The sequence below is a fragment of the Pseudomonas sp. Irchel 3H7 genome, assembly GCF_900187605.1.
Lineage (GTDB): Bacteria > Pseudomonadota > Gammaproteobacteria > Pseudomonadales > Pseudomonadaceae > Aquipseudomonas.
Genome location: NZ_FYEA01000003.1, coordinates 171,020 through 188,545 on the forward strand (window position 1 = coordinate 171,020; position 17,526 = coordinate 188,545).

General features: G+C 59.6%; 15 protein-coding genes and 1 pseudogene. 8 read left to right on the forward strand and 8 right to left on the reverse strand.

Annotated elements, in window-relative coordinates:
• The first annotated feature begins 2 nt into the window (after window positions 1-2).
• On the forward strand, window positions 3-587 hold the full coding sequence (locus CKW38_RS06885; protein ID WP_095112284.1) for a cob(I)yrinic acid a,c-diamide adenosyltransferase: 585 nt from the start codon (window positions 3-5) through the stop codon (window positions 585-587).
• Window positions 588-708: 121 nt separating this feature from the next.
• Here CKW38_RS06885 and CKW38_RS06890 read toward each other — a convergent pair whose 3' ends face one another.
• The 4 genes from CKW38_RS06890 to secA all read right to left on the reverse strand — a co-directional run bounded on the left by CKW38_RS06890 (window position 709) and on the right by secA (window position 6,517).
• Window positions 709-1,656 carry a Nudix family hydrolase gene (locus CKW38_RS06890; RefSeq protein WP_095112285.1) on the reverse strand — a complete coding sequence of 316 codons (948 nt, stop codon included), beginning with the start codon at window positions 1,654-1,656 and terminating at the stop codon, window positions 709-711.
• Window positions 1,653-2,285 (reverse strand): glutathione S-transferase family protein, encoded by a 633-nt coding sequence (locus CKW38_RS06895; protein ID WP_007912762.1) that lies wholly within the window; start codon window positions 2,283-2,285, stop codon window positions 1,653-1,655. The genes CKW38_RS06890 and CKW38_RS06895 overlap by 4 nt, the downstream gene beginning before the upstream one ends.
• Window positions 2,286-2,441: 156 nt before the next feature.
• A complete protein-coding gene (gene argJ, locus CKW38_RS06900) occupies window positions 2,442-3,659 on the reverse strand; it encodes a bifunctional glutamate N-acetyltransferase/amino-acid acetyltransferase ArgJ (protein WP_007912763.1) in 1,218 nt (405 codons plus the stop codon).
• A 122-nt stretch (window positions 3,660-3,781) separates the two neighbouring features.
• Complete coding sequence (secA, locus tag CKW38_RS06905; RefSeq protein WP_007912765.1) at window positions 3,782-6,517, reverse strand: preprotein translocase subunit SecA; 2,736 nt, start codon at window positions 6,515-6,517, stop codon at window positions 3,782-3,784.
• 308 nt (window positions 6,518-6,825) lie between these two features.
• On the opposite strand from secA, the gene CKW38_RS06910 reads away from it, so the two are divergent.
• Entirely contained in the window at window positions 6,826-7,281 is a 456-nt protein-coding gene (locus tag CKW38_RS06910; protein ID WP_007912767.1) for a DUF721 domain-containing protein, read from the forward strand.
• A gap of 108 nt (window positions 7,282-7,389) precedes the next feature.
• On the opposite strand, the gene CKW38_RS06915 is transcribed toward CKW38_RS06910, so the two are convergent.
• The gene (locus tag CKW38_RS06915) at window positions 7,390-8,877 is read right to left on the reverse strand and encodes a helicase HerA-like domain-containing protein (RefSeq protein WP_095112434.1); all 1,488 of its coding nucleotides are present in this window, start codon (window positions 8,875-8,877) and stop codon (window positions 7,390-7,392) included.
• 189 nt (window positions 8,878-9,066) lie between these two features.
• Here CKW38_RS06915 and CKW38_RS30630 point away from each other — a divergent pair.
• The 5 genes and pseudogenes from CKW38_RS30630 to CKW38_RS06935 all read left to right on the forward strand — a co-directional run.
• Window positions 9,067-10,098: pseudogene (locus CKW38_RS30630) on the forward strand (cache domain-containing protein); the annotation flags it as partial.
• Between the two features lie 93 nt (window positions 10,099-10,191).
• Complete coding sequence (locus CKW38_RS30635; RefSeq protein WP_371043227.1) at window positions 10,192-10,956, forward strand: methyl-accepting chemotaxis protein; 765 nt, start codon at window positions 10,192-10,194, stop codon at window positions 10,954-10,956.
• A 283-nt stretch (window positions 10,957-11,239) separates the two neighbouring features.
• Complete coding sequence (locus CKW38_RS06925; RefSeq protein ID WP_095112436.1) at window positions 11,240-12,352, forward strand: glycosyltransferase family 1 protein; 1,113 nt, start codon at window positions 11,240-11,242, stop codon at window positions 12,350-12,352.
• Window positions 12,345-13,121, forward strand: a complete 777-nt coding sequence (locus CKW38_RS06930) for a DUF2334 domain-containing protein (protein ID WP_095112287.1) — start codon at window positions 12,345-12,347, stop codon at window positions 13,119-13,121. The genes CKW38_RS06925 and CKW38_RS06930 overlap by 8 nt, the downstream gene beginning before the upstream one ends.
• Window positions 13,118-14,116 carry a lysylphosphatidylglycerol synthase transmembrane domain-containing protein gene (locus CKW38_RS06935; protein ID WP_007912772.1) on the forward strand — a complete coding sequence of 333 codons (999 nt, stop codon included), beginning with the start codon at window positions 13,118-13,120 and terminating at the stop codon, window positions 14,114-14,116. The genes CKW38_RS06930 and CKW38_RS06935 overlap by 4 nt, the downstream gene beginning before the upstream one ends.
• Here the strand turns inward: CKW38_RS06935 and CKW38_RS06940 are convergent.
• A complete protein-coding gene (locus tag CKW38_RS06940; RefSeq protein ID WP_095112288.1) occupies window positions 14,100-14,279 on the reverse strand; it encodes a hypothetical protein in 180 nt (59 codons plus the stop codon). The two genes, CKW38_RS06935 and CKW38_RS06940, sit on opposite strands and share 17 nt — an antisense overlap.
• 86 nt (window positions 14,280-14,365) lie before the next feature.
• On the reverse strand, window positions 14,366-15,214 hold the full coding sequence (gene purU, locus CKW38_RS06945) for a formyltetrahydrofolate deformylase (protein WP_007912774.1): 849 nt from the start codon (window positions 15,212-15,214) through the stop codon (window positions 14,366-14,368).
• A gap of 336 nt (window positions 15,215-15,550) precedes the next feature.
• Between purU and mvaT the strand changes: the two genes are divergently transcribed.
• A complete protein-coding gene (gene mvaT, locus CKW38_RS06950) occupies window positions 15,551-15,928 on the forward strand; it encodes a histone-like nucleoid-structuring protein MvaT (protein ID WP_007912775.1) in 378 nt (125 codons plus the stop codon).
• A 97-nt stretch (window positions 15,929-16,025) separates the two neighbouring features.
• On the opposite strand, the gene sbcB is transcribed toward mvaT, so the two are convergent.
• Window positions 16,026-17,456 (reverse strand): exodeoxyribonuclease I, encoded by a 1,431-nt coding sequence (gene sbcB, locus CKW38_RS06955; protein WP_007912776.1) that lies wholly within the window; start codon window positions 17,454-17,456, stop codon window positions 16,026-16,028.
• Between the last annotated feature and the right edge of the window lie 70 nt (window positions 17,457-17,526).

The window sequence follows — 17,526 nt, forward strand, 5'->3', positions numbered from 1 at the left end:
CCATGGGCTTTCGCCTGTCGAAAATCTACACCCGCACCGGTGACAAAGGCGAAACCGGCCTGGGCGATGGCCGCCGCGTGCCCAAGGATCACCCACGCATCGAAGCGATTGGTGAGGTCGATACGCTGAACAGTCAGGTCGGCGTGTTGTTGGCCGGGTTGATTGCCGAACGCAACACGTTTCCGGGGTTGAATGAACTGATCGAGGTGTTGGCGCCTTGTCAGCACCGCTTGTTTGATCTGGGTGGCGAGTTGGCGATGCCGGCGTATCAGGCGTTGAATGCCGCAGAGATCGAACGACTGGAAGCCGCGATCGATGTGTGGAACGAGGAATTGGGGCCGTTGGAGAATTTCATTCTGCCGGGCGGGTCGATGTTGATTGCGCAGGCGCATGTATGCCGGAGCCTGGCGCGGAGTGCAGAGCGGCGCTGTCAGCATTTGAATGCGCTGGAGCCGTTGGCCGGGGTGGGGCTGGCGTATATCAATCGGTTATCGGATTTGTTGTTTGTCGCGGCGCGGTTGATTGCGCGGCGGCAGGGGATTGCGGAGATTCTTTGGCAGCCGGCGGCAAAACCCGCAGAGATGTAGTGTTTGATCGGCCGCCATCGCTGGCAAGCCAGCTGCCACAGGGTTTCATGGTGTACACAACATTTGTGAACGGCACTAAAACCTGTGGGAGCTGGCTTGCCAGCGATGAGACCGCTAGCCTTTACAGAGAGTCAGGCCAGAACGCGCGAATCCCCGCCACGCCTTGCGCACCCACGCCCCAGGCTTTTTCGCGCTCCGCCGGGCCAACCCCACCCAACAAAAATACCGGTTTACTGAAGCCCTCGATCAACACCTGAGCCTGTTCCCAACCCAGCGCCTGCGCATCCGGGTGGGTCAAAGTCGGTTGTACCGGCGACAGCGTGACGAAATCCACGCCCATCTGCTCGGCCAGCGCCAGTTCTTCTGCGTTGTGGCACGACGCCGCCAACCAGCGCTCCGCCGGCAACGGACGCCCCGCCGCCGCGTATTTACGCAACTGTGCGGAGGTGATGTGCCAACCGGCCGACGGGAAATCGCCGAGCCATTCGAACGGCCCCTTGATCATCAACTGCGCCTTACCGGCACATAGCCCCGCCGCGTCTACAGCCAGATCACGGTACTTGGGGTCATAGCCGTTCGGTGCGCGCAGCTGAATCAACTTGATCCCGCCGGCAATCGCCTTCTGGATACCGCGCAGCAACGCCGGGGTTTCCAGGTCCTCAGGCGTGATCAGGTACTCCGCCGGCAGACGCGCTGCCGCGACGATGGGCTGGTTGGCGGCCGGGAACTCGTAGTTCGCCAGTTCTTTCGCGGTAACCCAGGCCAATGGCTGGCCTTCGGCACCGTGCGGTTCACCGGTGAATGCCGAAACTTCCCAGACATCCAGCAACACCTGCTTGTCCGGGTAATCATGGCGCACTCTGATCAGCGGTCGGGCGGCGCCAACGACGATGCCCAACTCTTCGTGCAGCTCACGGGACAGTGCGCTTTCGACCGACTCGTCGGCCTCGACCTTACCGCCGGGAAACTCCCACAGACCACCCTGATGCTGGGTGTCGGCGCGGCGGGCGATGAGGATTTTGCCGCTGTCGTCACGAATGACGGCAGCGGCGACGTGTACACGTTTCACGGATTCAACTCCTCCAGTCCAGCCTTTTGCCACGCCTTGAAGGCGGGCCATTGGTAGACGGTTTCAACATAGGCTTCGTCGGCGGCCGGCAGCTTCACCTGATAAGTGCGCAGACGCACGGCAATCGGCGCGAAGAAGGCATCGGCCAGACTGACACGGCCAAACAGATAGGGGCCGCTCTCGGTGGCAGCGGCACGGCACTCGGCCCACAGCGCGAGCATGCGCTCGATATCAGCCTTGACCTCCGGCGGTACCGGGTTCAGCGGTGCGTCATGGTTGAGGTTGAACGGCATGTGATTGCGCATGGCGAAGAAACCGCTGTGCATTTGCGCGCAGGCGGATCTGGCCTGAGCACGGGCGAAGATATCGCTCGGCCAGAGCTGCTCGGACGGAAACTGTTCAGCGAGGTATTCGGCGATGGCCAGCGAATCCGCGACGGTACCGCGCGAGGTTTGCAGCAGCGGTACCTTGGCGGTCGGCGAGTGCTTGAGCAGCCGTTCGCGGGTATCGGGCTTGCCGAGTTTGATCAGCTCTTCGGTATAGGGTGCGCCGGTCAGTTCAAGCGCCAGGGCGGCGCGCAGGGACCAGGAGGAAAGCAGTTTGTCGCCGATGATCAGGTGCAGGGACATGGTTGGGTGCCTTTCATCAGGATGGACAGGCCGGATCTTCGGTGCCTGACAGGTCGCCATCGCGAGCAGGCTCACTCCTACAGGGATTTGTGAAATACACAGATCCCTGTGGGAGCCAGCCTGCTGGCGATGCAGGCGACTCGGTCTCAGGTTAGATCACGTGCGATATTCAGCGTTGATCTTCACGTATTCATGCGACAGGTCGGTGGTCCAGATGGTTTCGCTGCAATCGCCGCGACCCAACTCGATACGGATAGTGATCTCTTCCTGCTGCATCACTGCCGAACCCTGCGCCTCAGTGTAGGTCGCGGCGCGAGCACCACGGCTGGCGATGCACACGTCGCCAAGGAACACGTCGATCTTGCTCACGTCCAGATCCGGCACGCCGGCACGGCCAACGGCAGCGAGGATACGGCCCCAGTTCGGGTCGGAGGCGAACAGCGCGGTCTTGATCAGCGGCGAGTGCGCCACGGTGTAGCCGACGTCGAGGCATTCCTGATGATTGCCGCCGCCATTCACTTCAACCGTCACGAACTTGGTCGCGCCTTCGCCGTCACGCACGATGGCCTGGGCCACGTCCATGCACACTTCGAACACCGCTTGCTTCAGTTTGCCGAACAGCTCGCCTTCGGCGCGGGTGATTTCCGGCAGCGCAGCCTTGCCGGTGGCGATCAGCATGCAGCAATCGTTGGTCGAGGTGTCGCCGTCGATGGTGATGCGGTTGAACGATTTATTGGCGCCGTCGAGCATCAAATTGTGCAGGACTTCGCGGGAGACTTTAGCGTCAGTGGCGATATAGCCAAGCATGGTCGCCATGTTCGGGCGGATCATGCCCGCGCCTTTGCTGATGCCGGTGACGGTGATGGTGACGCCGTCATGCTCGAACTGGCGGCTGGCGCCCTTTGGCAGGGTGTCGGTGGTCATGATTCCGGTAGCAGCGGCTTCCCAGTTGTTTTCCGACAGGTCGTCCAGCGCGGCTTGCAGCGCGCCTTCGATCTTCTCGACCGGCAGTGGCTCGCCGATCACGCCGGTGGAGTACGGCAGAATCTGGCTGGCATCAACACCGGTCAGTTCGGCCAGTCTGGCGGTGGTGCGCTCAGCGGCAGCCAGGCCTGGCTCGCCAGTGCCCGCGTTGGCATTGCCGGTATTGGTCAGCAGATAACGCACGGCGTTCTGTACGCGTTTCTTCGCCAGAATCACCGGCGCTGCGCAAAAGGCGTTCAAGGTGAACACGCCCGCCACGGTCGAACCTTCGGCGCAGCGCATCACAACAACATCTTTGCGCCCGGGGCGCTTGATGCCGGCCGAGGCGATACCGAGTTCAAAACCGGCAACCGGGTGCAACGTTGGCAAAGGACCAAGACCAACAGCCATGAATGCGCTCCTTACTCAATGATGTCAGCACCGTCGCGCGCGGCAACGGTGGTTTAAATGGCAAAACGCCGCGACGGCAGGAGCCGGTCGCGGCGCGGGTATTTCAGCGACTGAAACGGGTTTTACTGGATCTGCCCGTGGCAATGCTTGAATTTCTTGCCCGAACCGCAGTAGCACAGTTCGTTGCGGCCCAGCTTCTGCTCATTGCGAACCGGGGCAGTGGCGAGGGCCACATCGACCTCTTCACCGAGTATTTCCGGTTGCTCCAGGCCCGGGGCTTCAGCGTGTTCGAACTGCATGCGGGCGGCCAGTGCTTCGGCTTCCTGACGCAGACGTTGCTCTTCGGCTTCCGGATCTTCGCGGCGCACCTGAACGTGCGACAGCACACGGATCGAATCGCGCTTGATCGAATCGAGCAGCTCGGAGAACAGCGTGAACGACTCGCGCTTGTATTCCTGCTTCGGGTTCTTCTGAGCGTAGCCACGCAAGTGGATACCGTGACGCAGGTGATCCATGGTCGACAGGTGGTCTTTCCACAGATCGTCCAGCACGCGCAGCACAATTTGTTTCTCGAACGAGCGCAGTGCGTCGGCACCGGCCTGATCTTCTTTCTCGTTGTACGCCGCCATCAGCTCGGTCATGAGCTTCTCGCGCAGGGTTTCTTCGTACAGGTGATCGTCTTCGTCGAGCCATTGCTGAATCGGCAATGTCACGCCGAAATCGCTGGCAATCGACGCTTCCAGACCAGCCACGTCCCACTGCTCAGGCAGCGATTGCGGCGGAATATGTGCGCTGACGGTGGCGTTGAGCACGTCCTGACGGAAATCGGCGATGGTTTCACCGATGTTGTCAGCGGCCAGCAACGTGTTACGCATGTGATAGATCACTTTACGCTGTTCGTTGTTGACGTCGTCGAACTCGAGCAGTTGCTTACGGATGTCGAAGTTACGGCCTTCAACCTTGCGCTGCGCCTTCTCGATCGCATTGGTCACCATGCGGTGCTCGATCGCTTCGCCCGGCTGCATGCCCAGGGCTTTCATGAAGTTCTTCACTCGATCAGAAGCGAAGATGCGCATCAGGCTGTCTTCCAGCGACAGGTAGAAGCGGCTGGAACCGGCGTCACCCTGACGGCCGGCACGGCCACGCAGCTGGTTGTCGATACGACGCGATTCGTGACGCTCGGAGGCAATCACCTGCAGACCGCCGGATTCCAGCACTTGCTGGTGACGCTTCTGCCAGTCGGCCTTGATCTGGGCAATCTGCTCAGGGGTCGGGTTTTCCAGCGAGGCAACTTCAACTTCCCAGTTACCGCCCAAGAGGATGTCGGTACCACGACCGGCCATGTTGGTGGCGATGGTCAGGGCGCCCGGACGACCGGCCTGCGCGATGATCTCGGCTTCTTTTTCGTGGAACTTGGCGTTCAGAACCTTGTGTTCGATGCCTTCTTTCACGAGCAAAGCGGACATGTGCTCGGAGGTTTCGATGGTGGCAGTACCCACCAGCACCGGACGACCGGCCGCCATGCTTTCCTTGATGTCCGCAACGATCGCCGCGTATTTCTCTTCGGCGGTCAGGAACACCAGGTCGTTGAAGTCTTTACGCGCCAACGGTTTGTTCGGCGGAATGACCATGACCTCCAGACCATAGATCTGGTGGAATTCGAACGCTTCGGTGTCAGCGGTACCGGTCATGCCGGACAGCTTGGTGTACAGACGGAAGTAGTTCTGGAACGTGGTCGAGGCCAGGGTCTGGCTCTCGGCCTGGATGTTCAGGCCTTCTTTGGCTTCGATGGCCTGATGCAGGCCTTCGGACAGACGACGACCCGGCATGGTGCGACCGGTGTGTTCGTCGACCAGTACGACCTGGCCGTCCTGCACGATGTATTCGATGTTGCGATTGAACAGCTTGTGCGCACGCAGACCGGCATACACGTGGGTCAACAGGCCCAGGTTGTGTGCCGAGTACAGGCTCTCGCCTTCAGCCAGCAGGCCGACGCGGGTGAGCATGTCTTCGATGAACTGGTGACCGGCTTCGTTGAGTTCGACCTGACGGGTCTTCTCGTCAACGGTGTAGTGGCCAGCCTTGGTGACTTCGCCTTCGACTTCTTCAACGTGCAGTTCCAGCTGCGGGATCAGTTTATTGATCTCCATGTACAGCTTGGAGCTGTCCTCGGCCTGACCGGAGATGATCAGCGGGGTACGCGCTTCGTCGATGAGGATGGAGTCGACTTCGTCGATCACGGCAAAGTTGAGTTCGCGCTGGAATTTTTCTTCCATGCTGAACGCCATGTTGTCGCGCAGGTAGTCGAAACCGAATTCGTTGTTGGTGCCGTAGGTGATGTCGGCGGCGTACGCCAGACGTTTCTCTTCCGGCGGCTGGAACGGTGTCACGACGCCAACGGTCAGGCCGAGGAATTCATACAGCGGACGCATCCAGTTGGCGTCACGACGCGCCAGGTAGTCGTTCACCGTCACAACGTGCACGCCCTTGCCGGACAGTGCGTTGAGGTAAACGCCCAGGGTCGCTACGAGGGTTTTACCCTCACCGGTGCGCATTTCGGCGATCTTGCCTTCGTGCAAGGTCATGCCACCGACGAGCTGCACGTCGAAGTGGCGCATACCCATGATGCGCTTGCCGGCTTCGCGGGCGACCGCAAAGGCTTCTGGCAGCAGCTTGTCGAGGGTTTCCCCTTTGGCGATGCGGGCCTTGAACTCATTGGTCTTGGCGCGCAATTGATCGTCCGAAAGGGCCACCATTTGCTCTTCGAAGGCATTGACGAGCTGCACCGTCTTGAGCATGCGTTTGACTTCACGCTCGTTCTTGCTTCCAAAAAGTTTCTTTAACAAAGGCGCAAACATATCGGCAGGATCTTCCACACTAAAGGGATGGAGGGCGGCCCCGTGAGCGTCGCCCGTGCAGCCCTCATGGCCGCATGCGAACGAGCATTCTACCCGGAAACGGAAGTGAGGAAAGTGGCGATGTTCCACGATGCTGGCACTGCGCTTTGACGGGGCTCACTTAAAATAGGGGCGTTTTGCTCAACTTCAAGTCATACAAGGCAGAAGTTAGTTGTTGATTTAATGGGTAAAGCGGGGGCAAAAGCAATGGGCGAGTGAGTTTGGCCTTTCTGCTACCATGGCGATTCTGTTACTTCAGGTGTTCGATCATGGCATTTCGCCCTCTTACGGCCAAAGCACCCGCCGTTCTCCTGCGCGAAGCCAAGCCGCTCAAAGCCATCCTCGGCCATGCCCAGCGCCTGGGCCATTTACAACGCCTGCTCGAAAGCCAATTGCAGCCCGCCGCCCGCGAACATTGCCATGTAGCGTCGTGGCGTGAGGGCAGTTTGTTGTTGATCGTCACCGATGGTCACTGGGCCACGCGCCTGCGTTACCAGCAAAAACGCTTGCAGCGACAATTGCAGATGTTTGACGAGTTCGCGAGTCTGACGCGGATTCTGTTCAAGGTGCAGCCGCCGACGGTTCAACGCGGGTCAGCCGGGCACACGATGGATTTGTCCACGGATGCAGCGGCGACGATTCAGGCCACGGCAGACGGGATCACTGATCCGGGATTGCGCGCGGCGCTGGAGCGCCTGGCGGCGCACGCCAAAGACAAGTCCTGACAGCTATCAATAATTGTAGGAGTGAGCCTGCTCGCGATAGCGGTGAAACAGTCGACATTGTCGTGACTGGCATACCGCAATCGCGAGCAGGCTCACTCCTACATTAGGTCAGCGGCGTTTGCTGCCACCGAGTAAAGAGCCCATCAAGCCGCGTACCAGTTGTTTGCCAAGGTTATTGGCAGCCTGGCGCATCGCCGATTTCAGCGCTTGCCCGGCAGCGGTGCCGAGGAACTCTCCTGCTCTGTCGGCCAGGCTCGGCTCTTCAGGCGCAGGCTTGCCGGCGGGCGCCTCGGCTTCAGGCGCCAGGCCTTTGCGCCCCATCAGAATTTCATAAGCCGATTCACGATCAATCGGCTTGTCATAGCGCCCCTTGAACGGCGAGCCGGCAATCAGCAGCGTGCGTTCGGTTTCGGTCAGCGGCCCGATCCGCGATTGCGGCGGTGCGACCAGTACGCGCTGAACCATTTCCGGCGTGCCTTTCTCGGTCAGCGTGCCGACCAACGCCTCGCCGATCCCCAATTCAGTCAACACCGACAAACTGTCGAACGCCGGATTCGGCCGGAAGCCGTCCGCCACTGCACGTAGGGATTTCTGCTCTTTGGCGGTAAATGCACGCAAGCCGTGCTGGATGCGCAGACCGAGTTGCGCCAGCACATCATCGGGCAAATCCGCCGGTGACTGCGTGACGAAATACACGCCAACGCCTTTGGAGCGGATCAGGCGCACCACTTGCTCAAGGCGCTCCTGCAAGGCCTTGGGCGTATCGCCAAACAATAAATGCGCCTCATCGAAAAACAACGCCAGCAGCGGTTTGTCGGCATCGCCTCGCTCTGGCAACTGCTCGAACAACTCAGCCAGCAGCCACAACAGGAACGTTGCATAGACTTTCGGCGCCTCGTGCACCAGACGGCTGGCGTCGAGCAGATGAATGCGCCCCCGCCCCTCGGCAGTCGGTTGCAGAATGTCTTCGAGTTGCAGTGCCGGTTCGCCAAACAAGGCTTCGGCGCCCTGCTGCTCAAGGATCGCCAGGCGGCGCAACAGCGCCTGACTGGAACCGGTGGTCATCAACGCCGCGTCTTCGCCCAGCAGTTGCGGATTGTCCTTGAGGTGATTGAGCAGCGCCTTCAGATCTTTCAGATCCAACAGCAACAAGCCCTCGCGATCAGCGACCTTGAAGGCTGCGTAAAGCGCCGATTGCTGGCTGTCAGTCAGTTCCAGCAGGCTGCCGATCAACAGCGGGCCCATTTCACTCAAGGTGGTGCGCAATGGATGACCGGACTCACCGTGGATATCCCACAAGGTCACCGGATACGCCTGCGGCTTGTGGTTTAACCACGACATCCCGGCGATACGCTCGGCGACCTTGCCTTGCGGGTTGCCGGCCGCACCGAGGCCACACAGATCGCCCTTGATGTCCGCGGCAAACACCGCGACCCCGGCGTCACTGAACGCCTCGGCCAAACGCTGCAAGGTGACGGTTTTACCGGTACCGGTGGCGCCGGCGACCAGTCCGTGACGGTTTGCCAGGCGCATGGCCTGAGCAATCTGCTGGCCTGCGAGGTCTGCGCCGATTACGAGTTGCGAGGAGTCAGGCATTTTGTCACCCAATGGTTAATCTTTGATTACGCATGGCCGATACAGAAGAGTGAGAGACCCGACCACAAGTCAGGCCGGACATTTCCCTAAGGAGAGACGGAAATATCAGCTTGTTTTCACCCTTGCCCATTTTGCGCGCTTCTATAAAAGCACGCCCTGGACATTAAGACCTTAGCGGAACCCCAAGCCATGAACAAAAATCTGCGCTTCAGCCATAAAATTTTGCTTGCCGCCGCCCTCATCGTCATCGCCGCTTTCGCCTCGTTTACGCTGTACAACGACTGGTTGCAGCGCAATGCGATCCGCGATGACCTGAACAACTATCTCAACGAGATGGGCGAAGTCACTGCCGGTAATATCCAGACCTGGCTCAGCGGCCGCATTCTGTTGATCGAGAACGCCGCCCAGAACATCGCCATCAACCCGGAACCGGTCAATGTCGCCAGCCTGCTGGACCAGAAAGCCCTGACCTCGACGTTCATGGCGTCCTACCTCGGTGATGCCACCGGCCACTTCACCATCCGCCCGGATGCGAAGATGCCGGACGGTTTCGATCCACGGGTGCGCCCTTGGTATAAAGGTGCCGAGAGCAGCAGCACCTCGACCCTGACCGAGCCGTACATCGACGCCGCCACTGGCCAGTTGATCATCTCCATCGCCACCGCCTCGAAAAAGGCCGGCCAGAGCGTGGGCGTAGTCGGCGGCGACCTGAGCCTGCAATCGCTGGTCGACACCCTCGCCGCCCGCGATTTCGACGGCATGGGTTATGTGTTCCTGGTCAGCGCCGACGGCAAGATCCTCGTGCACCCGGACAAGGCGCTGGTGATGAAATCACTGAAAGAAGCCTATCCACAGGACACCCCGCGCATCAGCAGCGACTTCAGTGAAGTCACCGTCGATGGCAAGACCCGCATCGTCACCTTCGCGCCGATCAAAGGCCTGCCGTCAGTGAACTGGTACATCGGTCTGTCGGTGGACAAAGATCAGGCGTTCGCGATGCTCAGCGAGTTCCGCACCTCGGCAGTGATCGCGACAGTGATTGCCGTGGCGATCATCATTGCCCTGCTCGGCATGCTGATCCGCCTGCTGATCCAGCCGCTGCATGTAATGACCCGCGCCATGGAAGACATTGCCGACGGCGAAGGTGATCTGACCAAACGCCTGACCATCGTCAATAACGATGAATTCGGCATCCTCGGTACCGCGTTCAACCGTTTCGTCGAGCGAATTCACGGTTCGATCCGCGAAGTGTCTTCGGCGACCGGCCAGGTTAACGAGGTCGCCCTGCGTGTAGTCGCCGCGTCGAACTCGTCGATGTACAACTCCGATCAGCAAGCCTCCCGCACCAGCAGTGTCGCCGCGGCGATCAACCAGCTCGGCGCCGCCGCGCAGGAAATCGCCCGCAATGCCGCCCAGGCTTCGAATCAGGCCAGCGACGCTCGCGGTCTGGCTGAAGACGGCCAGCAAGTGGTCGATCGCAGCATCAAGGCGATGAATCAACTGTCGAGCATGCTCAGCGCATCGAGCAGCAATATCGAGTCGCTGAACAGCAAGACCGTGAACATCGGTCAGATTCTCGAAGTGATCACCAGCATTTCCCAGCAAACCAACCTGCTGGCGCTCAACGCTGCGATTGAAGCGGCACGTGCCGGTGAGGCCGGCCGTGGTTTTGCCGTGGTGGCCGATGAAGTGCGCAATCTGGCGCACCGCACCCAGGAGTCGGCGCAACAGGTACAGACCATGATCGAGGAGCTGCAGGTTGGCGCTCGTGAATCGGTGAGCACCATGAGCGACAGCCAGCGCCACAGCCAGGACAGCGTCGAGATTGCCAACCTCGCCGGGGAGCGCTTGAACAGCGTGACGCAGCGCATTGGCGAGATCGACGGGATGAATCAGTCGGTGGCCACGGCGACCGAGGAGCAGACCGCTGTTGTGGAATCGATCAACGTCGATATCACCGAGATCAATACGCTGAATCAGGAGGGCGTGGAGAACTTGCAGGCGACGTTGCGTGCTTGTTCGGATCTGGAGCAGCAGGCTTCGCGGTTGAAACAGTTGGTGGGTAGTTTCCGCATCTGAAGATCAAAAGCTTTACCCCCTCACCCCAGCCCTCTCCCCCAGGGGGCGAGGGGGAAAGGGAGCCGATCTTCATGCTGTTCAGAACCTGAGTTCGACTGAAGACTTTCAGGTCGATGCATAAAACCCAAACACCTCGGTCAGTCCCCTCTCCCTCCGGGAGAGGGTTAGGGTGAGGGGCTCTTCCGCTCTGAAGCTCTTCAGCTCTACCGCGCAATCCCGACCGAACATCTATTCTTGATAAAGGTCAACCAAGGGAGAACCACGCAGCGGAGGGTTGGTCACCGTGCATATCGCCGACATCACTATGTTCTACGCCCCGGCCAGCGGCGGCGTGCGCACTTATCTGGATGCCAAACACCGCCGGCTCGGGGTCAAACCCGGCATTCGCCACAGCCTGTTGATTCCCGGCGCGCATTTCGGCGAACACGACGGCATTTACACGGTTCCCGCCCCTGCCCTGCCGTTCGGCAAAGGTTACCGCTTCCCTGTACGCCTCGCGCCATGGCGCAATGTGCTGCAGGATTTGCAGCCCGATCTGATCGAAGTCGGCGATCCTTATCTGACCGCCTGGGCTGCGCTGGATGCGCGGCGGCAGCTGGACGTGCCGGTGATCGGTTTCTATCACTCGGATCTGCCCTTGCTGGTCGGCAATCGCATGGGCCATTGGGTAACGCCGAATATCGAGGCCTATGTCACCCGGCTTTACGGCAACTTCGACCGGGTCCTGGCGCCCAGTCAGGTCATGGCTGACAAGCTCAGCGGACTCGGCGTGCGCAATGTTTTCGTGCAGCCATTGGGCGTGGACCTGCAGACCTTTCATCCAGACGCGGGCAACCGCAATCTGCGCGCGGAACTGGGCATCGCCGAAGAGACGCGCCTGTTGATTTTCGCCGGGCGCGGTTCGAAAGAGAAAAACCTGCCAGTACTGCTCAATTGCATGAAACGCCTTGGCCCGCGTTATCACCTGCTGTTGGTCGGCTCATCAATGCCCGCTGCCGTACCGGACAACGTCAGTGTGATCGATGAGTTCTGCCCGCCACACAAAGTCGCGCAATTGATGGCCAGCGCAGACGCGTTGGTCCATGCCGGTGATCAGGAAACCTTCGGTCTGGTGATTCTTGAAGCCATGGCCTGTGGCATTCCAGTGGTCGCCGTGGCCGCGGGTGCCTTCGAGGAAATCATCAGCGAGTCCTGTGGCTTGCTGTGCGCGCCGAACAACCCGCAAGCGATGGCCAATGCCGTGCGCGAACTGTTTAGTCGCGGCTGCGTGAAACTCGGCCAACAGGCGCGCGAGCATGTTGAACAGCATTACGCGTGGGACACGGTGGTCGACAGTCTGCTCGATCACTATCACGCCGTCCTCGGCCACACACTGCCACGAGTCGCCAATGGCTGAATCGACGAATCTCCCGGCTGTGCTGCTGGTGCTGCACGACGTGGCGCCCTCGACTTGGGCGGATTACCAACCGTTTGTCGCAGCGGTCGACGCATTGGGACAAGTGCCGATGACGTGGCTGGTGGTGCCGGATTTCCATCGGCACAACGCCCTCAATGCTCACCCGGCGTTTCGCCGATTGCTCGATGAACGCGTTGCCCGTGGCGATGAACTGGCCCTGCACGGTTACTTCCATGATGATCAGGAACCCGGCCCGACAACCCCGCGCGACTGGTTCATGCGCCGGGTCTACACCCATGAAGGCGAGTTCTACCGCTTGTCCCGCGAGTCCGCCCTCGCCCGTCTGCGCGCGGGTATCGATGTATTTCAGCGTTACGACTGGCCCCTGCACGGTTTCGTCGCCCCTGCCTGGCTGATGAGTGACGGCACCCGCCAGGCCCTGCGTGAGTTGCCGCTGAGCTATACCAGTGATCCGCAGCATCTGTATCGGTTGCCGGAGTTCACCGCCATCAATGCTCCAGGTCTGGTCTGGAGCGCCCGCAGTGCCTGGCGCCGAGGCTTGTCGAAGTTAGTCTGCGAGCAGCGGGAACAGCGCTGGTGCCAGGCACCGGTGATTCGGCTAGGCTTGCACCCGGTGGACATGCGCCACCGTTTCTCCCGCGATTACTGGTTGAAAACCCTTGAACGACTGCTGGCGGAAGGACGCGTACCGATGACTAAAATCGACTGGCTGGCGCAACAGCACAGCCAATGGGAGCGCGCCGCATGAGTCGCGGCATTCTGCTGCTGATCGGCCTGCTCGCGGCCGTGCTGATTCCGGTGGTGCTCGGCGGCAGCGAAACCTGGGCGCGCCTGCAAAGCTTTCCGCTGCACTGGCTGCTGGTGATGTTCGGCATGATCCTGCTGTGCTGGGGCATCAATACCCTGCGTTTACGTTTGCTGCTCGGCGATCAGTGCGATCGCGTCACGCCGATGAAGAGTCTTGGCGTGGTCATGGCCGCCGAATTCGCCTATTGCGCGACACCCGGTGGCAGCGGCGGACCACTGACGATCATGGCCCTGCTGGCCCGATCGGGTGTGCGCCCGGCGCGAGGCAGCGCAGTGTTTGCCATGGATCAGTTGAGTGACCTGCTGTTCTTTCTCTGCGCCCTCAGCGGGATTCTGATTTATGCGTTGTTTCAACACCTCAGCGATCGGCTGGAGTGGCTGCTGATGGTCAGCGCCGTTTCGTTGTTCGGCGGCTTGTTCAGTTGTGTATTGCTCGCGCGTTATCACCGCGCATTGATTCGCCTGAGCGGGCGCCTGTTAGCCAGAATGAACGTCAAGGCCAGCACCCGACGCCGCTGGGCGCGCAAGTTGCTGCACTTTCTCGCTGCGTTCACCGACACGCTGAAGTTGCCCTGGCAGACGCTGAGCAAAGTCTTCGCCCTGACGTGTGTGCATTGGTTGCTGCGTTACAGCGTGTTGTATCTGGCGTTGCGCGGCCTGGGCGCAGACTTGCAATGGGCCTGGAGTTTTCTGGTGCAGATGCTGTCGCTGGGCGCCGGGCAATTCAGTCTGCTGCCGGGCGGTGCGGGGGCGGCGGAACTGACCTCGGCGGCCTTATTGGCGCCGATGGTGGGGAAATCCACCGCAGCGGCGGCGATTCTGATCTGGCGGGTGGTGACGTATTACTTTTACCTGCTGGTGGGTGGCCCGGTGTTTCTGTTGATGCTGGGGCGGCCGCTGTTGAAGAAGCTGATGAACGTCAGACAGGCTTCTTGACGTCGTCCTGCTGCTGTTCTTTGAGTTGTTCCCACAACTCGGCAGCGCCGAGAAACTCGGTACCATCCTCAGGGCTCATGTCCTCGGGATCATATCGACTCAAACAACCCTCGCCCAACGTTGCCGGAGCTTTGGAAGTGGCTTTGTCCAGTGGATCACTCATGAACATTTCCTCGGGTCAGAAACGGCGAAGGGCCTGGAACGATTGAACGCCCAGACCCTTGGTTTTTCAAGCCTGTGTGGGTTCGATCAGAACACCACAGTCTTGTTGCCGTGCACCAGCACGCGATCTTCAAGGTGATAACGCAGGCCGCGCGCCAACACCATCTTCTCGACGTCACGGCCGAAACGCACCATGTCTTCGATGCTGTCGCTGTGACTGACGCGAACCACGTCCTGCTCGATGATCGGGCCGGCGTCCAGCTCTTCGGTCACGTAGTGGCAGGTCGCACCGATCAGTTTCACGCCACGCAGGGAAGCCTGGTGGTACGGCTTGGCGCCGACGAACGACGGCAGGAAGCTGTGGTGAATGTTGATGACCTTGTGCGCGTATTCGCGGCACATGTCCGGCGGCAGGATTTGCATGTAACGCGCCAGCACCACCACTTCAGCGTCGTGCTGTTTGACCAGGCGCGACACTTCGTCGAAGGCCGGTTGCTTGTCCTGCGGGTTGACCGGGACGTGATAATAAGGAATGCCGTGCCACTCGACCATGCTGCGCAGGTCATCGTGGTTGGAAATCACGCAGGATATTTCGCAGTCCAGTTCATCGCTGTGCCAGCGGTGCAGCAAATCGGCGAGGCAGTGGGATTCGCGGCTAGCCATCAGCACAACGCGCTTTTTCTGCTCGGTGTCGGTGATGCGCCAGTCCATCGAGAACTCTTCGGCGATCGGCGCAAACTTCTCGCGCAGCACTTCAATACCGAAAGGCAGCGAATCGGCACGAATTTCGTGACGCATGAAGAACCAGCCGACTTGGTTGTCCGAGTGGTGGCTCGCTTCGGTGATCCAGCCGTTATGGGCTGCCAGAAAATTACTGACTTTGGCAACAATGCCAACGCGGTCCGGGCAAGATATCACCAGCCGAAAAGTGCGCATGAGGGGGAAACTCCAGAACTTCGCAAAGGCCGCCATTCTAGCGGCTGCGCAGGAAAACTGCAGTATTGATCAGCACGGTCCGGGGCAGGCTCGGCATGACGGATGCTTGACGGGGTGATCGTCCACCTGACAGTGATCCCGTGGTATCGCTTGATCAGACAACTGTGAATATCTGTGATGACTGGGTCACACTATTTAACTGAATATTCAATAGATGGCAGTTTCTCGTAACTAATTTAAATAAAAACTCAGGTTAAATGTTTACTTGATGAAACAGCCTGACTATTATTGCGGCACTGTCCCCCTGCCATTCAGCACTCTACTAAGGTAGTAATCATGTCCTTGATCAACGAATACCGCGCCACCGAAGAAGCTATCAAAGAGCTGCAAGCCCGTTTGAAGAACCTGTCCCAAGACGACAAACTGCAAGCCGAGCTGGAATTCGAAGGCAAACTGCGCACCCTGATGGGCGAATACTCCAAGTCCCTGCGTGACATCATCGCGCTGCTGGACCCGGAAGCAAAAACCAAAGCAGTACGCGGCGGCGCAGTAAAAACTACCGGCACCAAGCGTGCTCGCAAAGTTAAACAATACAAAAACCCGCACAACGGCGAAGTCATCGAAACCAAAGGTGGCAACCACAAAACTCTGAAAGAGTGGAAAGCCAAGTGGGGCGGTGACGTGGTTGAAGGCTGGGCTACCCTGCTGGGCTAAGCCGCAACGCCTTCGCAGAGATATCCGCGAAAAAACAAACGCCAGCGAATGCTGGCGTTTTTTTATGCCCGGCATTTAAGCCCGGTCATGTTCGATTTCAAAGACTCAAACGTTTGCGTAATGCCTGGACATAATTTTGCCATTCATTGAGCACTTCACTCTGCAGCGGCGTGGCATTAAGTGACCACTGCTCTGCCGCTTCTGTAAAAGACTTCAAGGTATTCGGCGCGCCCCATTCAGGCGCGGACAAGCGCTGCTGACAAAATAATCTCCAGCGTTCTTGCTCTTCGAAATTCAACGTCTCGGGAAAGTTGCGTGCGCGATATCGAAAAAGTAATTCGGGCAAACGTTCGTCATCGAAAGGCCATTGCTCTTGCGCTAGTTGTGACGGGTCGGCGCTCCTCACTTGCTCACATAGACGCCGGTCGCGGTCACCGATAAATCCGTCGTACAACTGTTGTTCCGGATCCTCACTCGGAATGAAATCTTCGCTGACATAAATTTCCGCTACTTTATCTTTCCAAACTTGTTGTGCGTCAGTTAGCCGCAGTGCTCGCTGTTGATACAGGGCCATGTCCAGCCCCAGACGTTGCTGATCCTGCGCGCGCAAAACCGCAAGCGGTGCCACCACCGGACAACGGTTGATGTGAATCAGCTTGAGCGGCACCGGCAACTCGCCTTCCAGCAAGTCGTCGCGGCGCGTGTACAAACGCTCGCGCAGGGTTTGCGCGTCGAGATCGAGCAACCCCTGCGGATCGAGGTGCAGGTCGCAGACGATCAGGGCATTGCGGTTTTTCGGGTGCCAGGCCAGTGGCAGCACCACACCGACATAACTGCGCGCCGCCGAGAAACGCCCGGAAACATGCACCAGCGGCTGCAGCAGGCGAATCTGATCCATGACTTTTTGCTTGCTGCGCAACTGGAACAGCCAGTCATACAGTTTTGGTTGTTTCTCGCGGATCAACCGCGCCAGTGCGATGGTCGCGCGTACGTCTGACAACGCTTCGTGGGCATGCCCGTGATCGATATTGTTCGCGGCCGTCAGGCGTTCGAGCTTGAGGGTCACCCGGCCTTCGTCATCGGTCGGCCAGACCAGGCCGTCAGGACGCAGCGCATAAGCGGCGCGCACCACATCAATCAGATCCCAACGACTGTTGCCGCCCTGCCACTCCCGGGCGTACGGGTCGAAGAAATTGCGATACAGGCTGTAACGGGTCATTTCGTCGTCGAAGCGCAGCGTATTGTAACCGGCGCCACAGGTGCCCGGTGCCGCGAGTTGGGCATGCACGCGAGTCATGAAATCAGCCTCGCTCAAACCCTTTTCGGCGAGCTGGCTCGGGGTGATGCCGGTGATCGCGCACGCTGCCGGATGCGGCAGGATGTCCTCGCTGGGCTGGCAATAAAGATTGACCGGCTCGTCGATCTCGTTGAGCGCATGGTCGGTGCGGATCCCGGCCACCTGCAACGGGCGGTCGTTACGCGGATTGATGCCAGTGGTTTCGTAGTCGTACCAGAAGATTGAAGTCACGGGCGGTTCCTGAACTGAAGATCGGCAAAGTCTAGGCGCTCGACCGCGCTCGCGGCCAGCCTCGCGTCAT

Bases quoted from the DNA above. Each gene is read 5' to 3' on its own strand.
- CKW38_RS06885 (WP_095112284.1), top strand. From the start codon at position 3: ATGGGCTTTCGCCTGTCGAAAATCTACACCCGCACCGGTGACAAAGGC.
- CKW38_RS06895 (WP_007912762.1), bottom strand. From the start codon at position 2,285: ATGTCCCTGCACCTGATCATCGGCGACAAACTGCTTTCCTCCTGGTCC.
- argJ (WP_007912763.1), bottom strand. From the start codon at position 3,659: ATGGCTGTTGGTCTTGGTCCTTTGCCAACGTTGCACCCGGTTGCCGGT.
- secA (WP_007912765.1), bottom strand. From the start codon at position 6,517: ATGTTTGCGCCTTTGTTAAAGAAACTTTTTGGAAGCAAGAACGAGCGT.
- CKW38_RS06910 (WP_007912767.1), top strand. From the start codon at position 6,826: ATGGCATTTCGCCCTCTTACGGCCAAAGCACCCGCCGTTCTCCTGCGC.
- CKW38_RS06915 (WP_095112434.1), bottom strand. From the start codon at position 8,877: ATGCCTGACTCCTCGCAACTCGTAATCGGCGCAGACCTCGCAGGCCAG.
- CKW38_RS30635 (WP_371043227.1), top strand. From the start codon at position 10,192: ATGTACAACTCCGATCAGCAAGCCTCCCGCACCAGCAGTGTCGCCGCG.
- CKW38_RS06930 (WP_095112287.1), top strand. From the start codon at position 12,345: ATGGCTGAATCGACGAATCTCCCGGCTGTGCTGCTGGTGCTGCACGAC.
- CKW38_RS06935 (WP_007912772.1), top strand. From the start codon at position 13,118: ATGAGTCGCGGCATTCTGCTGCTGATCGGCCTGCTCGCGGCCGTGCTG.
- CKW38_RS06940 (WP_095112288.1), bottom strand. From the start codon at position 14,279: ATGAGTGATCCACTGGACAAAGCCACTTCCAAAGCTCCGGCAACGTTG.
- purU (WP_007912774.1), bottom strand. From the start codon at position 15,214: ATGCGCACTTTTCGGCTGGTGATATCTTGCCCGGACCGCGTTGGCATT.
- mvaT (WP_007912775.1), top strand. From the start codon at position 15,551: ATGTCCTTGATCAACGAATACCGCGCCACCGAAGAAGCTATCAAAGAG.